An 18,292-nucleotide genomic window follows, 5' to 3' on the forward strand; every position below is an offset into this window, starting at 1 on the left:
AACTAACGCAGTTCTTCAAAGGAGCTTCAGTTTGGTGGTTCGCGAAACAACGGCAACCGCCACGAGAATGATAAGGCCCTTCACGATGCTCTGGATGTATGTGTCCATGCCAATCAGATTAAGGCCGTTATTGATGACGCCTATGAAAAGAGCGCCGAAGAAAGTACCAGCAATTGTTGCAGTACCAGGACGGAACATAGTCATCCCGATAAAAACCGTGGCGAGGCCATCAAGCAAATAACGTTCTCCAGCATTTGGCTGACCGGAACCTAAACGTGCTGCAAGAAGTGCACCTGCGACGGCTGCAAAAATCGAGCATACCACAAGAGCAGCAGCACGATAAAAGCGGCCATTCACGCCAGAAAGCTCCGCGGCTTTGAGGTTTCCCCCCACCGCATAGATGTAACGACCGAAAATGGTTCGCTCCATCAGGAACCAGGCCACGAAGACAACGATCACCATGGCGTAGGCAAGCACGGGAATGCCAAAAAGCTGGCCCTGGCCAAGCCAGAGATAGCCGGCGGGAAGACCGCCATAGATTGCTCGCCCCCCTGTCATAAGAAAATTGATACCGTATAGAATGGAGCCTATAGCAAGCGTGGCGATCAGTGACGGAACCCCCACTAGCGTCACCAGTGCTGCGTTGACCGAACCCACCACCAGGCCGGCGCACAGACCGGCAAGCAAAGCCACTGGCAAAGGAAATCCGGCAACTAGCATCAGTGGCACCAGAATGCCCGCCATACCAACCATATAGCCAACCGAGAGGTCCATTTCTCTCGCTGCAAAGCCAAATGTCAGACCTGCGCCAACGATGGTAAGCATCGAAATCTGCTGGATGATATTGAGCAGATTATTTGCCGTAAGGAAGCGGTCAACAGTCAAGGAAAAGCCTGCAAACAACAGGAAAAGCACGAAAAGCGTACTATATTTCAACAACCACTCGCCTTTGAGCTTTTTACCAAAGCTCTGGGCATGGCGTGATGATTGCGGTGAGACCGCTGAAGATCGGGCATTCATTGGGTAGCTCCTGCCATCGCGGCAATAAATTTCGCTTCTGAGAATGCGCTACGCTCAATCTGTGGACCAGGCTTGCCATTCACGAATGGGATGACGCGGTCTGCCACGTCGGCTATTTCCAGAAGGTCGGAAGAGGTTACGAGAACGGCTATGCCTTTATTGGCAAGTCTCCGCATCTGCGCATGAATCTCTCGCTTGGCACCGATATCCACGCCCTCTGTCGGTTCTATTAAAATCATCAACCGGTAATGATCGTCAGCGCCATAAAGCCACTTGCCAATCGAGACCTTTTGTTTGTTGCCTCCGCTTAGGTCTTTTACAAACTGGCTGCGTGAATGTGCCTTGACGTTCATCAACTGCATCGTCCGGTCAGCTTCGCGGGCTTCACGGCGCATGGACAATATACCTGTGCTGCCCAAAGTCGCGTAGGATGGGTGGACCATTGCAAGGTTTTCGCGCACATCCCAATCGCCGATCAGTGCGTTCTCCATGCGGTGGTCAGGCACAAGTGCCACACCCTTCTTTTGCATCGTCCGCGCATCAATTCTGGCGATGGACACACCATCAAAACGGCAGGTTCCGGCGGTCTTCCCACTTGCCGCGTAAAGCGAGCGTGCAAAACCAAAATGCCCTGCCCCCGTCAAACCAATAAGCCCGACAATCTCGCCCGAACGGATGACGAAATTTTCAACGCTCACCCCACCTGCCTGCCAGTCACTGACTTCCATGACCACCGGGCCAAGATTGCGTGTTTGACTGGTATCCTGCTCGGTAGGACCCTTACCGCCCGTCCGCTGAAGCATAAGATCTATGAGCTGCGCTTCGCTTGAATTTTCTGCATCGAGCGTTGCGATATGCCGACCATCACGGAGGACAGTTATTCGGTCACTCAGCGCTTTGATCTCGGAGAGAAAATGGCTGATCAGTACAATGCCAACGCCTTGGTGCGGCAGAGTTTTGATAATCTGCCAAAGACTTTCTTTTTCCCGAGCAGGCAGTGTCGCCGTTGGTTCATCAAGAATAAGTAATCGGACGTTTCCGCGAAGAGCCCGAACAATTTCGATAATTTTCTGATCTGCCATCGGAAGCATATCGACCTGCTGATCAAGATCGATAGACACCTGCGGAAACCAGCGCTTAAGCAACGCGTCAGCACGCACTATAAGCTTTCGTTTGTCGATCACGCCAAGTATCATTCTTGGCTCGTCGCCCAGAAGGATATTTTGCGCCCCAGTCAATCCGGGAACGAGGCTGCCTTCTTGCGACACATGCGCAATTCCTTTGCGAAGCGCATCACCAGCACTTGCCAGCTTAACCTCAGTGCCATCAATAGTAATGTTACCAGAGGTCGGGCTTTTACTACCGCCAAGAATGCTGACAAGAGTTGTCTTTCCCGCACCATTTTCCCCGATCAGCCCATGAACCTCATTGAATCGGAACTCTGTGCTGACCTGATCTAGTGCCAGCGTTCCGGGATAGGACATGACGATCTGCGAAAGGCTCACAGCCATCGAAGAACTCCTGCTAATAAAAGTCTCACGTTAAAAATGGCCGGAACACAGAACGGTCTCGTTCCGGCCAGTTGCAGGCTAGGGGCTATTTCTTCGGGAGGAAGTCCTTGCAGTTTTGCTTAGTAACGAGGGGTGCATCAAGGTAGACAGTCTTGGAAGGAATGACCTTTGCGGCATCTTCCTTCTTCACGACGATGCTTTCTATCCATTCACCGGTCTGCGCGCCCATCTTTTCGAAAGGCTGAGAAACGGTCGCAATCATAAGGCTATCCGGCTTGCAGACTTCCTCGATTGCCTGTGGATGGCCATCAATACCGATCACTTTGACATTCTTCAGGCCCGCCGCATTCAGAGAATTGATTGCCGCTTGAGCTGGTTCATCCCAAGGGGCCCAAACTGCATTTATCTCTTCGCCAAAACGCGATGCATAATCCTGCATAGAACTGGTGGTGTCTTCAAAGAACGCGGTGTAGTCGATGTTGTGCTCCGCGAGAACTTTCACTTCCGGATATTCTTTTAAGACCGTAGCCATGACATCGCCACGCTTACGCGTGCCGTGATGCTCTGCCATACGCAAGAAGATGAGATTTCCCTTTCCGCCCATTTCATTAAGCAGATAAGGCGACACACTTGCTGACATTGCCCAATTGTTGGTGGTGACATCGACGAGAACACCATCGACCTGTCCGCTGTCGATCGCGAAGACCGGAATTTTTGCTGCAACAGCTGAATCGATAGCAGCACGCGATGCGCGCAAGTCGGACATACTCACGATGATTGCATCAACACCGCGGGATGCTGCATCCTGAATGTTGGAAGCAGTCCGTTCACCCGAACCACCGCTATCCAGCACACTGATATTCCAATCTTTGTTGGTTTCTTTCAGCCAGGCATCAAAACCTGACTTGGCGCGTTGCTCGGACTGGGCGGCTGCATTGGAATGCACCCATGCAACATTTGTCGCCGATGCGCTGGCGGTGCCCATCAGCATCGCCACAGCTGCGACGCCAATAGTTTTTTTGATAAATCCTGATCCCATTTATTCCTCCCCGATGCGGCGCGGTTGTATTCGCTGCGCAGCTTCAAATTGTTAAACTTGGCGCATGCCCGAACATAAGTCGTGCCCCGCGCTGACCTGCTACTCCTCCTGGACTGTCGCGATACGGCCATCGGTCTCTGCTCCTCCAGAGAAAGATGTTTTCATCCCGTTAAAGCTTCAGCTCCGTATTCCAATTGACCCGTTCGCCCTTTCGCGCTCTTGTCCGCCAGAATGATTGATATTAAGCGTCGGCAAATTACAAATGTCAAATAGAAATACATTTGTAATTTTCGAAGGGCTATTGAAGTGAGGGACCAATGAGTGAATCTGAAGACAGCCTGATGGTACGCGTGGCATGGCTCTATTACGTCGGCGGATTCAACCAGGAGGCGACCGCCTTAAGACTTGGTTTAACGCGTGCGCGCGTCAATAAAATCCTCGGAGAGGCGAGAGAAAGTGGTCTCGTCAGCATATCGATAGACCATCAAAACGCTGGAACTTTGCCTCTGGAAAACGAGCTTATGCGGCGATATGAACTCGATTTTTGTATTTCGACCCCGCCATTTGGCTTTGACACAGACGAAGATACGGCATCTGAAATCCGCAAGCAGGTATCTTTTCGGGCCGTTGGAGTTGCGGCCGCGACCTACCTCAAAGACTTTCTTGCAGACAATCAGGAAGCGACCATTGGAACTGGTTGGGGGCGGACGATCGAGCAGATGACTTTACAACTTGCAGGCGTGAGATCGCCACAAGCGCGTTTCATTTCGGTCATGGGATCTTTGACAGCAAACTCTGCTTACAACCCGTTCGAAGTTGTGCATATGCTTGCACGACGCACTGGCGGCCAGGGCTTTTTTCTACCGGTGCCGTTTATCGCCGATTCCGCTGAGGACCGAAAAGTTTTGATTTCTCAGCGCTCTGTTGCCCATGCCATGGAAATAGCACGAACGGCTTCTGTGTGTTTTATCAGCGCCGGAGAGTTGACCGAAGATTCACTGTTGCGTCGCCAGAACATGTTAACCAGAGCAGAACTCGAAAGCCTTAGGGCCGCCGGCGCAATCGGTGATACAAACGGCATCTTCTTCGATAAGGACGGACATCAAATTGACCACGAAATGAACCGACGTACGATTGCCCTTGGCTTTTCAGAACTACAGAAAATTCAAGTCGTCCTACTCATTGCAGGTCAAGAAAAGGTCGTGGCAGCTAAAGCACTTCTTAAAAGCGGCATCGTCAACGGTCTTATAATCGATGGTGATGCAGCAGAAGCACTCAAGAATATTTCGTAAGAAATGCACAATCAGTGCTGGAAAGAGTATGCTTTTCTTTTCCGCCAATCCTGCTCATCGATTTTGATATCAGCATATGGCAGAATAATTTTCGTCATATGCTCACCGTCGGTCGCCCTTGCCCCTCCAACACGATTAAAAGCTAATTTGGCAACTCCTGTATATTTCTTGTTGCCAGCTCTCTTGCAGCACCGCTTCCGGCCAGTCCGTGAAGTAATCAGGGTTTTCTTGCGTGAGGCAAACAGCAGGTGGCCTTAAAATGTTGAAATCTTACCCGGCGGCTCAAGGCGGCCGAGTTTGAGCAGTCGTCCGCGGTCTTTTCCACAGCGGTGACGCAGAACCGTCCTAAATCACTGCCCTCCTCCCGAGGTTCATCGTTGCAATCGTTCAAGCTCATTAAGCGGCTTCACCTGGTCAATTCGCTAAAAAATTGTGATAAACTGACCTCTTGAAGGGGCAAATTTTCTGCCTAAATCAAAGCGGTCATTCCGACATTACGCGTTCGATCAAATGGAGGTTTCGATGAGCGACCGTTTGTTTGACAGTCCTGTTTTTGTAAAGGACGGCCCATATCTCGTACGCGAGATTGCCGGCATCGGCGATGCGTTGGATTTTCTCTATGAGTGGCCCGAGCACCACCGGGATTTCATTTATGAGACAGCTTGGAAAGCCTGCTGCGATAGCCACGACGGTATTAAACCGGTCGACGTCGCGCAGATTGCCATTCGAGGCTTCGCTAAGAAGCGTGGGATACTCGAAGAGCCGGAAGCCGCCTTGCCCTGGATGAAGGGTAATAATTCAGGTGGCGGGCGAGTTGAGGCATAGGAGCAGGCTATGCTTTGGTTTCTATTCATCGAAGGAGCAATAATAGCGGCTCTGCCTATGTAGTAACGACACTGGCTTGTAAGGAGATCAAACATCATAGGAACAACTCAACTCGGATGTAGTGCTTGAAGCGAGAAGCCCCGGCAATGTACCGGGGAGTTCACTTGTCTTTTACGGAGACTGTGAGAGAATGCTCGTGCGTTAAAACAAGCAGTAACAGTTTAGACGTGGCCCCGGCATGATCCATCTCGCCGGGGCTTTTCTTGTCCGAATGAAAAGCCACCTTAATGGTGAGCGGGAACTGCGACATTGCAGGTTCATCTCGACGTCACGCGCGACCGACTTCGGGCGGCGATGTCCATTTTGTGCAGATCTATCGTCAAAACTATCAAGCTGAAATTCGGCCCAATCATCGAAAATCGTTAGGGCGACCCGGCTCAGTAAGAAGGAGGATAAGGCTTGACCTGTTCACCATACACTTTATGCCTCCGGCGATAAACGAGTTCGCACAGCAAGGCCGTTACCATGTCAACGACAGATTTTTGAAAATGACACCGAAGAAGTAGAAGTTCTCAAAATGCGATTGAAGGAGCGTCACATAAAGCCGTCCCGAATACTGAGCCAATTGCAATCTGAATATTCACTTTACCATTTGCTCCGGTGTCGATGCGCCTGCTATTGGAGAAACTTGCGGGCGCTGCTGCGGTTTGTCAGAATCACTCCTACCGATCAAAAGACAGTTGGGCATACTGTTGAACATCGTATGGCCAAAAGCCGGCTCATTCGATCAGCCCCCCAAATGGCACCTTATGACACCTCATGGCTTCAGATGGCACATCTTACCAACATATACCGATCGAGCTTAGCGGTTAGTCATGCATAATTGACGCTACAATGACTATTCTTCACCAATCTTCTTCACAGCAAAGGGTGTCCGTGTCATATCTTGCCGACTCCGCGTGGCCATCTAGTCGTGTCCTCCGGCTTCTGATTATTTGAAATACCTAAAGGATCTTGATGCAGAAAATCTGGTTGGCGAAGTTGAAACATCATGCCGCGACGTTTCAACTCGCTTCTGAAAAAGTTTCCAGCATTACAGAGCAGCTTGACTTTGATGAACATCGGGCAAAAATGGTTTTAAAGATCGTTCGTGACGGTCAAGCCGGCTTCCATGCATTCTCTGAGGAAATAAGGGAAGCGAACCTCACTTCCTCATATTATGCAGCTGCAGCCGAAGTCGATCAGGCTTGGACGAACCTTGTCCAACTCTTGTTAGTGAGGCTTCTTGAGTACCAGACAATCGGCGCACAAGATGATCAAGTACCAAGATGACGCTTTGATGCGTGCTAAAAAACGACACCACAGAGCGTCCAACACCTCTGGCACGCAGACCGTCTTACTCTGATCAAATTGCGGCATCTTTGTTTCCCTATAATTCCATGCAGAGATACGCTGAATGCTGTTGCGAGGGGGTGTAGGGGCCAACGGTCGAGATCCGTTAAGGATGCAGTCCCTCCAAAGGAGCCTTCATAACCTTCCATTCCTGAGCAGCCTCCAATTCGTGTCAACACCCCAGGCAGCCTTCCATGTCGCAATGACGCTTCGAGGCTTTCTGCCTTCTGCATTTCGGAGTTTTCTTTGCCACAAAGTCGGTGTAGCCTTTATGGGCGCGGGCCAATCGCGTTCCGCGGATGGTGAACTGCGTAACCCCGGTGGATTTTGCGGTCGCCGGGGTTTTTTCTCACTACATTTTTGGTTTTAGTGAAACTCAACACCAAATTGGCAAACTCAACAGTATCATGAAAAGCTTAAACCAGTTCATTAGTCAGATTGTTGGCCGACCCTATAAAGAACGGGTCGTCTATTCGTGCATGTTCGGATTTTCGGAGGCTTTCAAGGACCGCAACTATCCTGAAGACGCTGACACAGATTATATATGTTTCACTGACGATAGGAACCTGGAGTCGGAAACCTGGCGCTTCGTGGTCGTCGACACGACGCTATACGGGCCGCAGAAGACATCAAAGCTCGTCAAGCTTTGCCCGCACCTGTTTTTGTCAGACTATAAAACGAGCCTTTATGTAGACAATACGGTTCGAATAAATTCGCCACTCAATGAAATATTTTTTCACTTATCCTCGATCGTACCTTTTGTAACATACAGACACGACCTATGGGATTGCGCTTACACGGAGTCCGACGCGGTCATCGAAGCGAAATACGCTGATCCCCGAATTCTTAAATTGCAGATTGAAAATTACGAACGAGACGGTCTTCCGAGACATGCCGGACTTTATCACAGTGCAATTCTTTTGAGAAACCATAACCATCGCGGTGTAAAAAAATTCGGTGACTTATGGTTTCGCGAAATCCAGAAATACTCTTACAGAGATCAAGTTGCATTAAGTTATCTCGCATGGAAATATTCGTTTAAACTTCACGTCTTTGACGGCTATTCAACTGATGACAACTTGGTATTTTGGCCCGAAGACGTCGGTCCTCGACTACCACGCGGCTTTGTGGATGACGAATACTTGCACCTCAATCCAGACCTTGATCTGAATGGAATGACGCCGAGGGAACATTTCCTTAAAATCGGATCGCAAGTCGGGCTGGCCTGGAGACAGTAAAGGTATTTATAAACATGCAGTCGCGATCGGCGTGTGCTTTTCGTAAAATACGCGGGCTATCATCTTTCCCAGTAGTCATGCCAGCTATCATTTTTTAGTTTAGGCCGGTGTCATTCACTTGCCCGCATCAAATGCTCAATCGTATCCCGCGCTTCCGTCCCATTGATTTCGGATATCTTGGGTGAATGCCATTTCTTCCATTCACTTGTCGCCGCGATAACGGTTCCCGAAACTGCTTTCATGACGCTGTCGATTTACTTTCCTCAACGCACTCAATCAAACGGGGGCAAGCCAAAGAAGAACCCTGCCGGAGCAGGACTTTAAATCTTGACCCGTCCCCACTTTCGTAATGTCGAGTTCGACTATCGATAAATGTCGAAATTGTCTTCCAGTGCAGGGCTATTGCGGCTGCGCGCATAAGAATGCCCGGCATAGGTTGCGGCTGCAATGATCCCGGGAGAAAAGCAATCACCAATGCGCTCAACTGTTACCAAGCCATGATCAGCCCATTGATCCTTCATGGCGATGAGATCACGCCATAGCGCGTCACTCGGTATGCGTGATGTGACAGGTACAAGTGTTGCGCAGTCTATTGTGCGTCTTTTGCCAGAATAGCTACAGGCGATCTCAACAGTATCATTCGTGCGCCCAGCGAGCTCATGCAACGGAACAATCTCTATACCCTTTTCGATCAAGCGACGCTGCACGCGGCTTTGCTCAAGCGTATGTTCCGTCCACGGAGCAACAATTGGAGTTGGCGTGACGAAGGTTACAGCTCGCCCTGAGGATGCGATAAGTTCGGCCAGAACGCTTGCCATGTAATAGCGATCATCATCAAATATCACAACCGGGCCATCGTTGCTGATCACACTCGCTCCCTTTTCGAGCAGTGCATTGACACTGATCGTAACACCTTCACCAAGATAGACGAGTGGGTCCCGATGGACACGCCCGACCCCATCATCACGCCAATACGCGCCCGTAGCGATCGCCACATGCGGAATACCGTAAGACAAGATATCCTCTGCACTCAATCGGCTATCAAGATAAAGCTCAGCATTGCTTGCCTGCTGCAGCTGGCCAAGGCGCCAATCGCGCACACGCCCCCAGGCTGCAAGGCCAGGTAGCCGGCATTCCCTGGCAACACGCCCCCCCCATTCCAATGCCGCATCAGCCAACATGACATCGGCACCGCGCTGTGCCATGGCACGCGCCGCTTCAAGCCCGGTTGGCCCTCCCCCGACGATGAGCACCGAGTGCTGTGGTTCAAGAGCAGGAATGACCTCAGGATGCCAGCCTTTGCGCCATTCTTCGCCAATTGTGGGATTCTGCGTGCAGCGCATGGGGGCGACCGTGTTGTCACTCGCAGTGCAGATATTGCAGCCAATGCATTCCCGAATGTCGTCAATACGGCCATCGCGGATTTTGGCGGGCAGGAAAGGATCGGCTATGGACGGGCGAGCCGCGCCGATCATATCGAAAACACCTTTCCTGATTGCCCGTACCATGGCATCGGGTGAAGTATAGCGTCCAACACCGACAACAGGTTTTGAGGTTAAAGTCTTCACAAACGAGACGTAGTCTTCCTGAAACCCCTCCTGCGAAAAGCGCGAAGTCTGGCTGTCATTTGACCAGCTGGAGAGATTTACATCCCAGAGATCTGGTTCGTCGGCGAGAGCCGCAACTACGTCCCTCCCTTCACCATCGAACGTTAATCCATTTGTTCCCAGAAATTCCTCGACCGCGAAACGCACAGCAATTGCGCATCTATCACCAACTGCATCGCGGGTGTCTGCAATGACTTCTCGGAAAAGGCGAAGACGATTTTCAAAGCTGCCGCCATATTCATCTGTACGTTTGTTGTAGCGTTTAAGTAAAAAATGTTGCAGTAGCGTCATATCATGTCCGGCATAGACATAGACTATATCAAAGCCCGCGCGTTTAGCGCGCAATGCTGCATCGCGATGCCATTTTCGAAACTGCGCAATATCAGATTTGTCCATAGCGCGTGCCTGAACCGGATCTTCCACATCGACCATAATGTCGGATGGTCCCAGCGGCGACAATCGCGTTAGCCTGTTTGCAATGTGAATGCCATTATGAACCAACTGAATGGCTGCAAGACTGCCATGCGCATGGACAGCCTCTGTTAGTTGGGCAAGACGTGGAATGTCCTTATCGTCCCACAATCTGCCTTGATTGGATGGGGTAATATCCGAAGTTGGATGGATTTCTGTTTCTTGTGTTGCGATGACGCCCCACCCGCCTTCCGCCTTCATCTGCCGCATGTAACGGTCTGCGTCCGGATAGCGATGTCCCATGCCACTGCAATGTGGCACCTGATAAAACCGGTTAGGTGCAGTGACTGGGCCGATTTTAACAGGTTCAAACAGTATATCGTAACGTGCGTCGCGCATGGGCTTAATTCCAATATTCCGGGAAATGGGAGCGCCAGAGCACGCCTTTACCGGCTAGTTTTGATTTTGGTGTTAGAGATCACAGTATGTTAAGATTGATTGCAACTCAGACGCCTTTGACAGGTATCTGGCGCTCGACCTGCCCCATGGCAAGCACAAGAATGCATGTCAGCACCAGATAGATCGCAGCCAGCAGGAAAAGCGGTTCATAGGTCAGAAGTGTGTCCTGCCGGACCTTGGTGATAACACCATAAATGTCGATCACAGTGATTGTTGCAACAAGTGGAGTTGCCTTAAGATGCAGAACGGTTTCGCCAACGAGTGTTGGCAGAGCACGATAGAATGCACGTGGGAACCAGATACGGTGGAAAACTTTAAAGCGCCCCATCCCAAATGCACGTCCGGCTTGTAATTCACCCGAGGGGACGCCGGCAAAGGCTCCGCGCATGACCTCACCTTCATATGCTGCAAAAGACATGGTCAACGCGAAAAGACCGTAGGGCCAAGCCTCACGCAGATAGGGCCAGAGGAAGGATGAGCGAATGCCCGGGATCATCGGGAATAGCGAACCGAGACCATAATACAGCAACCAGAGTTGCAGCAGCAGCGGTGTACCGCGAAACACTGTGCAGAATATGGTTGCTGGCGCTTTCAGCCACCATGGACCGGTGACTTGCACAATGCCAAGCGGGACAGCGAGAAGGAAACCGATGAAAACGCTTCCTGCAAGCATGGAAATTGTAATGCCGATGCCCGAGAAAATGCGCGGTAAATAGCGTGGAAGCCAGTCCCATTCACCCAGGTAAACTACGAAGCCGAGAGCGATCACTAGCAACGCTAATAACACGACGCGATGCGGACGAAGCCAGTCGCGAAAAATTTGCAGGTATTGAGTGGTTGTGCTTGTGTCCATCTCAGCGGGCCTCCGGAAAACCGCGTTTGTAATGGCGCTCTACAGCACGAAGAAGAGCCGTCGAAACCAATGTGATGGTGAGATAAATTGCGCCGGCGCTCAGGAAAAAAAGCATGTAGGATTTGGTTGCGCCCGCCGCCTGACGCGTGACAAGCGTGAGTTCTGTAAAACCCACAACAGCCAGCAGTGCGGTGTCTTTGGTGGCGATCAGCCAGAGATTAGATAGACCAGGTATGGCGAAGGGCAGCATGGCCGGAAAAGTGACGCGATGCATGATCTTGATGGGAGACATGCCGAATGCACGTCCAGCTTCGATCTGGCCTGGCGCAATTGCAAGTATGGCTCCCCGAATGACTTCGGTGGCATAGGCACCCTGAACCAGACCTATCACGATGATCCCAGCCACAAGACCGCTGACATCAACTGAACCATAACCGAGCTTGATCATGATCGAATTGAGAAATTGCGTGCCGGCATAATAAAGTAACAGAAGCAAGACCAGCTCGGGGATGCCGCGAACGACAGTGGTGTACACCCCGAGCAGATCTTTTACGACTGGACCGCCATAGAGTTTTCCAGCTGCCCCGCAAACGCCAATCATTATTCCAAGCACGTAACCACCAACGGCTATTTGCAAAGTATTCAGTAATCCTAAGAGCAGCGCGCGCCCCCACCCCGGCGGGTCATAGGCGAGCAGGCTCCAATCGACGATTGCGGGGAAGACAGCGTTCATTTCAACAGCCTTGGAAGGGACTTACTGGCCAAAAACATCAAAGGTGAAATACTTCTTCGCCACGCGATCATATTCGCCATTTTCGCGAATTTTCTTGATCGCAACGTTGAGCTTATCCCGCAAACCGTCCTCACCCTTGCGTACGGCAACGCCAACGCCCTGCCCAAGGATACCCACGTCATCAGCGGGCGTCCCTTTGTTCTCGCAGCAGGTCTTGCCAACATCCGTGTTGAGGAAGTCAATCAATGCACTGCTATCGGCCATAACAGCATCAAGACGTCCAGCGGCAAGGTCGTTATTGGCTTCATCCTGTGTCTGGTATTCTTTCAACGTTGCACCTTTGGGCACAAAATACTTTTCCACATAGGCCTGATGGGTTGTTGAAACCTGAACGCCGATGGCCTTGTCCGCCATACCTTCCGGGGTAACATCAAATTTTGCGTCTTTCCCACCGATAATCATTGGCGGAATCTTGTAGTATTTATCAGAGAAATCGACGCGCTTTTTGCGTTCGTCCGTGATCGACATCGAACCCATGATCATATCTACTTTGCCGCTCGTCAGTGCTGGGATAATGCCATCCCATGCAATGGGCACAGTTTCGCATTTAAGGCCCGCGGCTTCGCACACGACATCCGCCAGTTCGATTTCGAAACCCTGCCACTTGCCGGAAGCGTCTGGGTAATACATCGGCGGATAAGGCTCCGCACCAAAAGCGACTTTTAATGTTTCCGCCTTTGCGGCTGGCGCCATCGCTGTACCGGCTAAAAATGCTATCGCAAATGCCTTCAATGTTGTTTTCATCTCTTCCTCCGTTTTCTTTTCCCTATGAGAGCGCAATCTTTATGTTGCGGTTCCCTCATCAGCCGTTTGTCGAACTAATGAATTTTCGCAGACGCTCCGATTTCGGATCGCCAAATATTTGTTCTGGTGTTCCCTGTTCTTCGATCCTTCCGGCGTGCAGAAACACAACTTTCGTTGCGACATTGCGCGCAAACTTCATTTCATGGGTCACAAGAACCATGGTGCGGTGCTCTTTCGCGAGATCGTTGATGACCGAGAGCACCTCTCCAACCAGTTCCGGATCAAGTGCCGAGGTTGGTTCGTCAAAAAGCATGGCCAAAGGTTGAATAGCAACAGCACGTGCAATTGCAGCACGTTGCTGTTGTCCACCGGACATAAATGCCGGATAGACGTCGCGTTTTTCATAAAGTCCGACACGGCGTAAAATAATCTCCGCCTCGGCGATGGCCTGATTTCTCGGCACTCCTAACACGTGAACCGGAGCTTCAATGACGTTTTCCAGTACCGTCATATGCTGCCATAGATTGAAACTTTGGAAGACCATGCCAAGGCGTGCACGGATCCGCTGCACCTGACGCGCGTCGGCGGGTTCCATACCTTCCCGCAGATTGCGCATTTTGATCTGCTCGCCGTGAATGGCGATCGAACCGGAACTCGGAATTTCCAGCAGATTGATGCAGCGGAGCAGAGTCGATTTGCCCGATCCACTGCCGCCGATAATAGCAACCACATCGCCTGAATTAGCCTCAAGTGAGACGCCCTTCAAAACGTCCAGCGTGCCAAAACGTTTGTGTAGATCCTTGACTGCGATTGCGCTGTTGGTGTCCGCCATTGATCCTTCATATTCAAAAGTCGAGTTCCACACGGCTCGGCGTCCACTCCGCAATCGCGGTCGCGATTAATCGTTAGCGCATGAACATCTCCATGCGCTTTGGCCGGCTGCTCAACTTTCGAAAATGCTCCTCGCCTTGATTGCATTTCCCCTGCTGCCTTGTCGGAATTTTCCTTAGGCAGTCCATTATGCTATTAATTATACAGATGCATAATAACTATGCAAGCGCATAATTATGACACATCCGCGCTTTGCCTTTGCAGTGAGACGTGCAACAAAGGAAGGGTGAAGGAGAATCTTTATTTTATGGCGAGCCTGTTTAAACGAGCCCCGGAAAACGAACGTCGTCGCGAGTTGATTGAAGCGACCCTTGAATGCATATCTGAGCTTGGAATTCAGGCGACAACTGTGCGTGCCGTCGCCGCACGCGCTGGCGTAACGAATGGCTTAATCCGTCACCATTTTGAAAGTAAAGCCAATCTTATTATTGAAGCCTATCGTCGGACGATGGAGTTGATCACTGCGTCCAGTATCGAGATATTGGACGCACGCGAAGGGACACCACATCAGCGCCTGTTGCAGTTCATCAAGGCAACGCTGGATGGCCAGGCATCAGATCACAGAATGCTCTCGCTGTGGGCGACCTTCATCAGCCAAAGCCGCATTGACCCCATGATCACGGCAGTCCGCGATGAGAGTTATGCCAATCTCCGACAGGCGACTGAACCGCTCCTCGCAGAAGTCTTCGCAGCAGAAGGGCGAGAGTTTACTTCTTTAGAAATTGAGCGCGCGGCCATTTGCGTGCATGCGATATTGGATGGCATCTGGATCGAAGCTTGTCTGGATTTGACGCGCGCGAACACAGATCTTTTCGTGAACCTTGCAACAGGAATGGTCGAAAAAGTGCTCGATATTCGTCTTAACTAAATTCCGTCGAATTGAAAATTCTACTGGGCTCTCGCTCCATCACAGCTTCATATCGGCTTTGGCAAAAATCGATTTCGATCTGCAGAATGCCTGCTGAACGTATGCTGTCATCGCTTCTCGCCATTTTGCTCTGCCCTCCAAGTTGTTGCTATTTCAGCTACTTTGAACATGCAAAAAAGTTTGATTTCGGCGCAGAAGGCTTGCGGAAGGTCATCTCAAACTGCATTGCTACCAAGCCCATTCCTTCTACCAATTTTTCCCGTCATCAAAACTAAGGCTCACAAGATGCCACAACGCATTTTTTATCTATGGATAGCCCTGCTGGTCGTCATAACAGGTGCAATTAACTGGCTTTTGAACCCAACGCCGCCCACATCTCCATCAATTGGTGGAGGCGGTTATGATCTGTCAAAGCCCGTCTACACTTTACTGCTCTGGGCATTTCTTATCCTATGGACATTGGTTGCTGCCGTAACTGGCTCGCTCAGCAAGGACCGCCAGGCTGCGCGGCGAGCATTTTTGCTCACCGCCATAGGGTCATTTACGACAATTGCATTTTTTGCGATCTACCACCAAAACATCCACTGAAAATCTGAGCGGTCTAAAAATTCCTGATCTGCTCTCTGAGAAGCTGGGCAAGATGATCGATTTCGGCCTTATCTGCTTCTCTCTTTTTTGACACATCTGCAATCGTTGTCTCGCTTTTGTCCAGCATCGCGAGGTACTTGGATTTCAGGTCACTATTCTCTGGGACGGCAGCGATGTTTTGGCGAATTCGCTCTTGTTCATCTTGAAGAAACTGCAGTTTTTCCTCCGAATTTTGCAGTTCCCGCTCCTTTTCAGCTTTTACGCGCTGCGCGTCGGCGAGCTTAGCGAATTTGTCTGCAACAGCTTTATCGGACGCCGTGGAAGACCAGCTCACAAGCGTCGCAGGATCAATATCAATGAGCCCATAGCGTTCATCTTGAATGCGCTCGTCGACCGCGACGACAGCTTTTTCCTGGCCTGCCTTTACCGAAGTCTTTAATCGTCGATAGGAGAGAGTTCTACCATCCTCGGCATCCGACGAGAACGACCAGCCGTCACGAGTAGGATGTTCAATGACAATCGTCCTGTCCGCGTCGAGAGCACCGGAAATTCGATACGTCGTGGTTTCACGCAGCTTCTCTGAAATGCGCACGACCCCATCAACCACCTTGATGTCGATGATCTGCCGGGTGGGCTGCTGCTCTTGCGTTATTGTCACCTTGCGATCGGTGGCAAACGCAGCAATTCTAGTGTCACCCTTTGGCAAACCTATAAGTTCTGCGTCCCCAACATAACCGGTGCGGCTGTCATAAACTGTCAGAATACCACCCGGCATGCTGGTATCGGTTACGTTTTTGAGCATAAGGGCGGCAACAGGATGAGCGCTGCTGCTGGCGCTGCGATAAATAGATATCATCTCAGCATCAATTTGCGCATCCGCAATGGGCACCGACAAACTGTCCCCGTTAGCCAGATTGAAAGTGCCCGGCAGTGCAAAGCTTGCGCTGATATCATTTTCAGTGGCTGTGGCAGTTGCGCCATCCAGAGGCTCGTTCGCGGAACTTCCGCCGTAACCGCTGGTGGCAGGTGCCGGCGCACGCGCTGCCTCCATCACCGGTTCATCGCTTTCAAATGCGGTGTCTTTTTTACTCAAAGAACTTGATCGAATTCTATTGTTCAAGTTACCAGTGTCCGCTTCGACAGAATTAACAGTGGCGACGTTTACCGGAATCTCAACCCTGTCCTTCCAATAGATCTGGTGCAAACGCTGTTTGAGGGTCACGGGGTCAGCCGAGGTGAGCGTGAGCTTCACATCCTTCCAATCTTCCCCGCTGGCATTCTCAACCACTGCCCATGCCTGTAGGCGTGCCTTGCCTTCGGGTTGTGTCAGAACGCGGTAGGCTGCCTTCCAAATGGGGGCGGCAACGACATAAGCTAATCGGGCATCTTCGTCCCCTAGGTCGCTGGCCGCTATTCGAATTAATCGAGAGCTGTCGTTGCTGCCTTTCCCCATCGCCTGGGTGGCATTTGCAAGTTTGGTTTTAATATCAGGATCGTCAATACCCAGTGACGTATCCTCAGAAAGCTTTATCGTCTGAATCTTCTCATCCTGATCAAGAACGGTAAGTAGATAGAGTTTGTTGTCTTCTGTGCCGGCAGCATTCTCAATGCCCAAAATCTTGCCTTTGACTGTCTTCCCACCGCTTGAAACCGTGACTGAGGTGCCCGGAATCGACGACAGCAAGCTTGAAATTGAAGACAAGTCTGACGGCGTAAAAGGAAGTTGCCTGAAAACCTCATCAAGCGGACTTGGGCCCGCAAGAGAAATATTATTGATAACGCCCCTACCGCCTTTAAGCACCAAGCTTTTGAGTACGTCATCAACCTGACCAAGCGGAACTTCGATCTCGACCAAGCCGTCACTGGAGACCAAAGGTTTTCTGGAGATTTCCGCAACGCCCCCAGAAGACAGAGTTATCTCATCAATCGATCCTGCCCCGGAAGCCAAAGCTGTTGACGAAAGCATGGCGGCGACCAAAGAGGTAAACGTAATGAGTTTGATCATCCAAATCTCCTGTTAGATGAGCGGCTGCGAAGGCCAAACTACGCACACTTATAAGCCAGTTTCGGATTTTGTGCGGTGAGATTTAGATCGGAGAACAATTTGGCTGTGTATTACGTGCTTTCTATCTGACGAAAAAGGCCGCGAACGCAAGGCATTCGCGGCTTCATGGAAGGTGTCAATTCACTTCAGTGGGCAGCTGGTAACAGAGACTCAGCCTTTGAAATGCCTGCGAGCTGGAAAGAGAACGTGAGATCACGGCTATCGCGGCTTTTCAAATTCGCCGTCATCGTCTTGCCATCCCGCATTGCCTTCAGCCATGCTGCATCAACCTTGGCACTTGCATAGCAGCCACCAGTATCACAGCTTTGCCACGCTAGCGTTCCAACCTGCTTATCATCGATCAGAATTTTGACTGCATCGGGCAAGCTCACACCATATGGCAGCGTAAAAAAGGCATTTGTTTCTGATTTACCGGCAACTCGGTTGATTGAAGCGGTCGCTACGCGCTGGGTTTGGTTGCCTTGTCGCAGCACAATACTTTGAGATACTTCACACAACAGCTCTTCCGTCTGCACTTGGTTCGAGCAACTTGTGAGCCAGAGCGGTGCCGCAGGAGCGGCGTTCTGCTCTGCTGGTTGTTCAGGGCTTGCGCTCGCTGCCTGATCTTGCGCATAGGCGTTAAAGCCCAGCCCAAGGGTTGCAGCGAGAACGATCATAGTCGTGATCTGTCGGATCATAATTTCTCTTCTCTCATTC

The 18,292-nt window shown here is 50.9% G+C and carries 16 protein-coding genes; 6 read left to right on the forward strand and 10 right to left on the reverse strand.

The window, feature by feature from the left end:
- Window positions 1–15: 15 nt before the first annotated feature.
- The 3 genes from KMS41_16905 to KMS41_16915 all read right to left on the reverse strand — a co-directional run bounded on the left by KMS41_16905 (window position 16) and on the right by KMS41_16915 (window position 3,570).
- On the reverse strand, window positions 16–1,020 hold the full coding sequence (locus KMS41_16905) for an ABC transporter permease (protein QWK79174.1): 1,005 nt from the start codon (window positions 1,018–1,020) through the stop codon (window positions 16–18).
- Window positions 1,017–2,531, reverse strand: a complete 1,515-nt coding sequence (locus tag KMS41_16910; GenBank protein QWK79175.1) for a sugar ABC transporter ATP-binding protein — start codon at window positions 2,529–2,531, stop codon at window positions 1,017–1,019. Before KMS41_16910 ends, KMS41_16905 begins: the two co-directional genes overlap by 4 nt.
- Window positions 2,532–2,616: 85 nt before the next feature.
- Window positions 2,617–3,570, reverse strand: coding sequence for a substrate-binding domain-containing protein (locus KMS41_16915; protein QWK79176.1), 954 nt, complete (start codon window positions 3,568–3,570; stop codon window positions 2,617–2,619).
- A 317-nt stretch (window positions 3,571–3,887) separates the two neighbouring features.
- Here KMS41_16915 and KMS41_16920 point away from each other — a divergent pair, with 317 nt between their 5' ends.
- From KMS41_16920 to KMS41_16935, 4 genes are all read left to right on the forward strand, one after another.
- Complete coding sequence (locus tag KMS41_16920; protein QWK79177.1) at window positions 3,888–4,862, forward strand: sugar-binding transcriptional regulator; 975 nt, start codon at window positions 3,888–3,890, stop codon at window positions 4,860–4,862.
- A gap of 522 nt (window positions 4,863–5,384) precedes the next feature.
- Complete coding sequence (locus KMS41_16925; GenBank protein ID QWK79178.1) at window positions 5,385–5,687, forward strand: DUF982 domain-containing protein; 303 nt, start codon at window positions 5,385–5,387, stop codon at window positions 5,685–5,687.
- Between the two features lie 1,017 nt (window positions 5,688–6,704).
- A complete protein-coding gene (locus tag KMS41_16930) occupies window positions 6,705–7,019 on the forward strand; it encodes a hypothetical protein (protein ID QWK79179.1) in 315 nt (104 codons plus the stop codon).
- Between the two features lie 359 nt (window positions 7,020–7,378).
- Entirely contained in the window at window positions 7,379–8,317 is a 939-nt protein-coding gene (locus KMS41_16935; protein QWK79180.1) for a DUF616 domain-containing protein, read from the forward strand.
- A gap of 362 nt (window positions 8,318–8,679) precedes the next feature.
- Here KMS41_16935 and KMS41_16940 read toward each other — a convergent pair whose 3' ends face one another.
- The 5 genes from KMS41_16940 to KMS41_16960 all read right to left on the reverse strand — a co-directional run bounded on the left by KMS41_16940 (window position 8,680) and on the right by KMS41_16960 (window position 14,016).
- The gene (locus tag KMS41_16940; GenBank protein QWK79181.1) at window positions 8,680–10,734 is read right to left on the reverse strand and encodes an NAD(P)-binding protein; all 2,055 of its coding nucleotides are present in this window, start codon (window positions 10,732–10,734) and stop codon (window positions 8,680–8,682) included.
- Between the two features lie 106 nt (window positions 10,735–10,840).
- Entirely contained in the window at window positions 10,841–11,647 is an 807-nt protein-coding gene (locus KMS41_16945) for an ABC transporter permease subunit (protein QWK79182.1), read from the reverse strand.
- A gap of 1 nt (window position 11,648) precedes the next feature.
- Window positions 11,649–12,380, reverse strand: coding sequence for an ABC transporter permease subunit (locus tag KMS41_16950; protein QWK79183.1), 732 nt, complete (start codon window positions 12,378–12,380; stop codon window positions 11,649–11,651).
- A 21-nt stretch (window positions 12,381–12,401) separates the two neighbouring features.
- Entirely contained in the window at window positions 12,402–13,184 is a 783-nt protein-coding gene (locus KMS41_16955; GenBank protein QWK79184.1) for a transporter substrate-binding domain-containing protein, read from the reverse strand.
- 58 nt (window positions 13,185–13,242) lie between these two features.
- Window positions 13,243–14,016: an ATP-binding cassette domain-containing protein gene (locus tag KMS41_16960; GenBank protein QWK79185.1), complete on the reverse strand. Its 774-nt coding sequence runs from the start codon at window positions 14,014–14,016 to the stop codon at window positions 13,243–13,245.
- Between the two features lie 306 nt (window positions 14,017–14,322).
- On the opposite strand from KMS41_16960, the gene KMS41_16965 reads away from it, so the two are divergent.
- Together KMS41_16965 and KMS41_16970 are read left to right on the forward strand one after the other, a co-directional pair.
- Entirely contained in the window at window positions 14,323–14,943 is a 621-nt protein-coding gene (locus KMS41_16965) for a TetR family transcriptional regulator C-terminal domain-containing protein (protein ID QWK79186.1), read from the forward strand.
- Between the two features lie 168 nt (window positions 14,944–15,111).
- Window positions 15,112–15,531, forward strand: coding sequence for a hypothetical protein (locus KMS41_16970; protein QWK79187.1), 420 nt, complete (start codon window positions 15,112–15,114; stop codon window positions 15,529–15,531).
- A gap of 13 nt (window positions 15,532–15,544) precedes the next feature.
- On the opposite strand, the gene KMS41_16975 is transcribed toward KMS41_16970, so the two are convergent.
- Both KMS41_16975 and KMS41_16980 read right to left on the reverse strand, forming a co-directional pair.
- Window positions 15,545–17,536: a DUF4139 domain-containing protein gene (locus KMS41_16975; protein ID QWK79188.1), complete on the reverse strand. Its 1,992-nt coding sequence runs from the start codon at window positions 17,534–17,536 to the stop codon at window positions 15,545–15,547.
- A 185-nt stretch (window positions 17,537–17,721) separates the two neighbouring features.
- Window positions 17,722–18,273: an invasion associated locus B family protein gene (locus tag KMS41_16980; protein ID QWK79189.1), complete on the reverse strand. Its 552-nt coding sequence runs from the start codon at window positions 18,271–18,273 to the stop codon at window positions 17,722–17,724.
- Between the last annotated feature and the right edge of the window lie 19 nt (window positions 18,274–18,292).

It is taken from the genome of Ochrobactrum sp. BTU1 (assembly GCA_018798825.1).
Classification (GTDB): Bacteria; Pseudomonadota; Alphaproteobacteria; order Rhizobiales; family Rhizobiaceae; genus Brucella.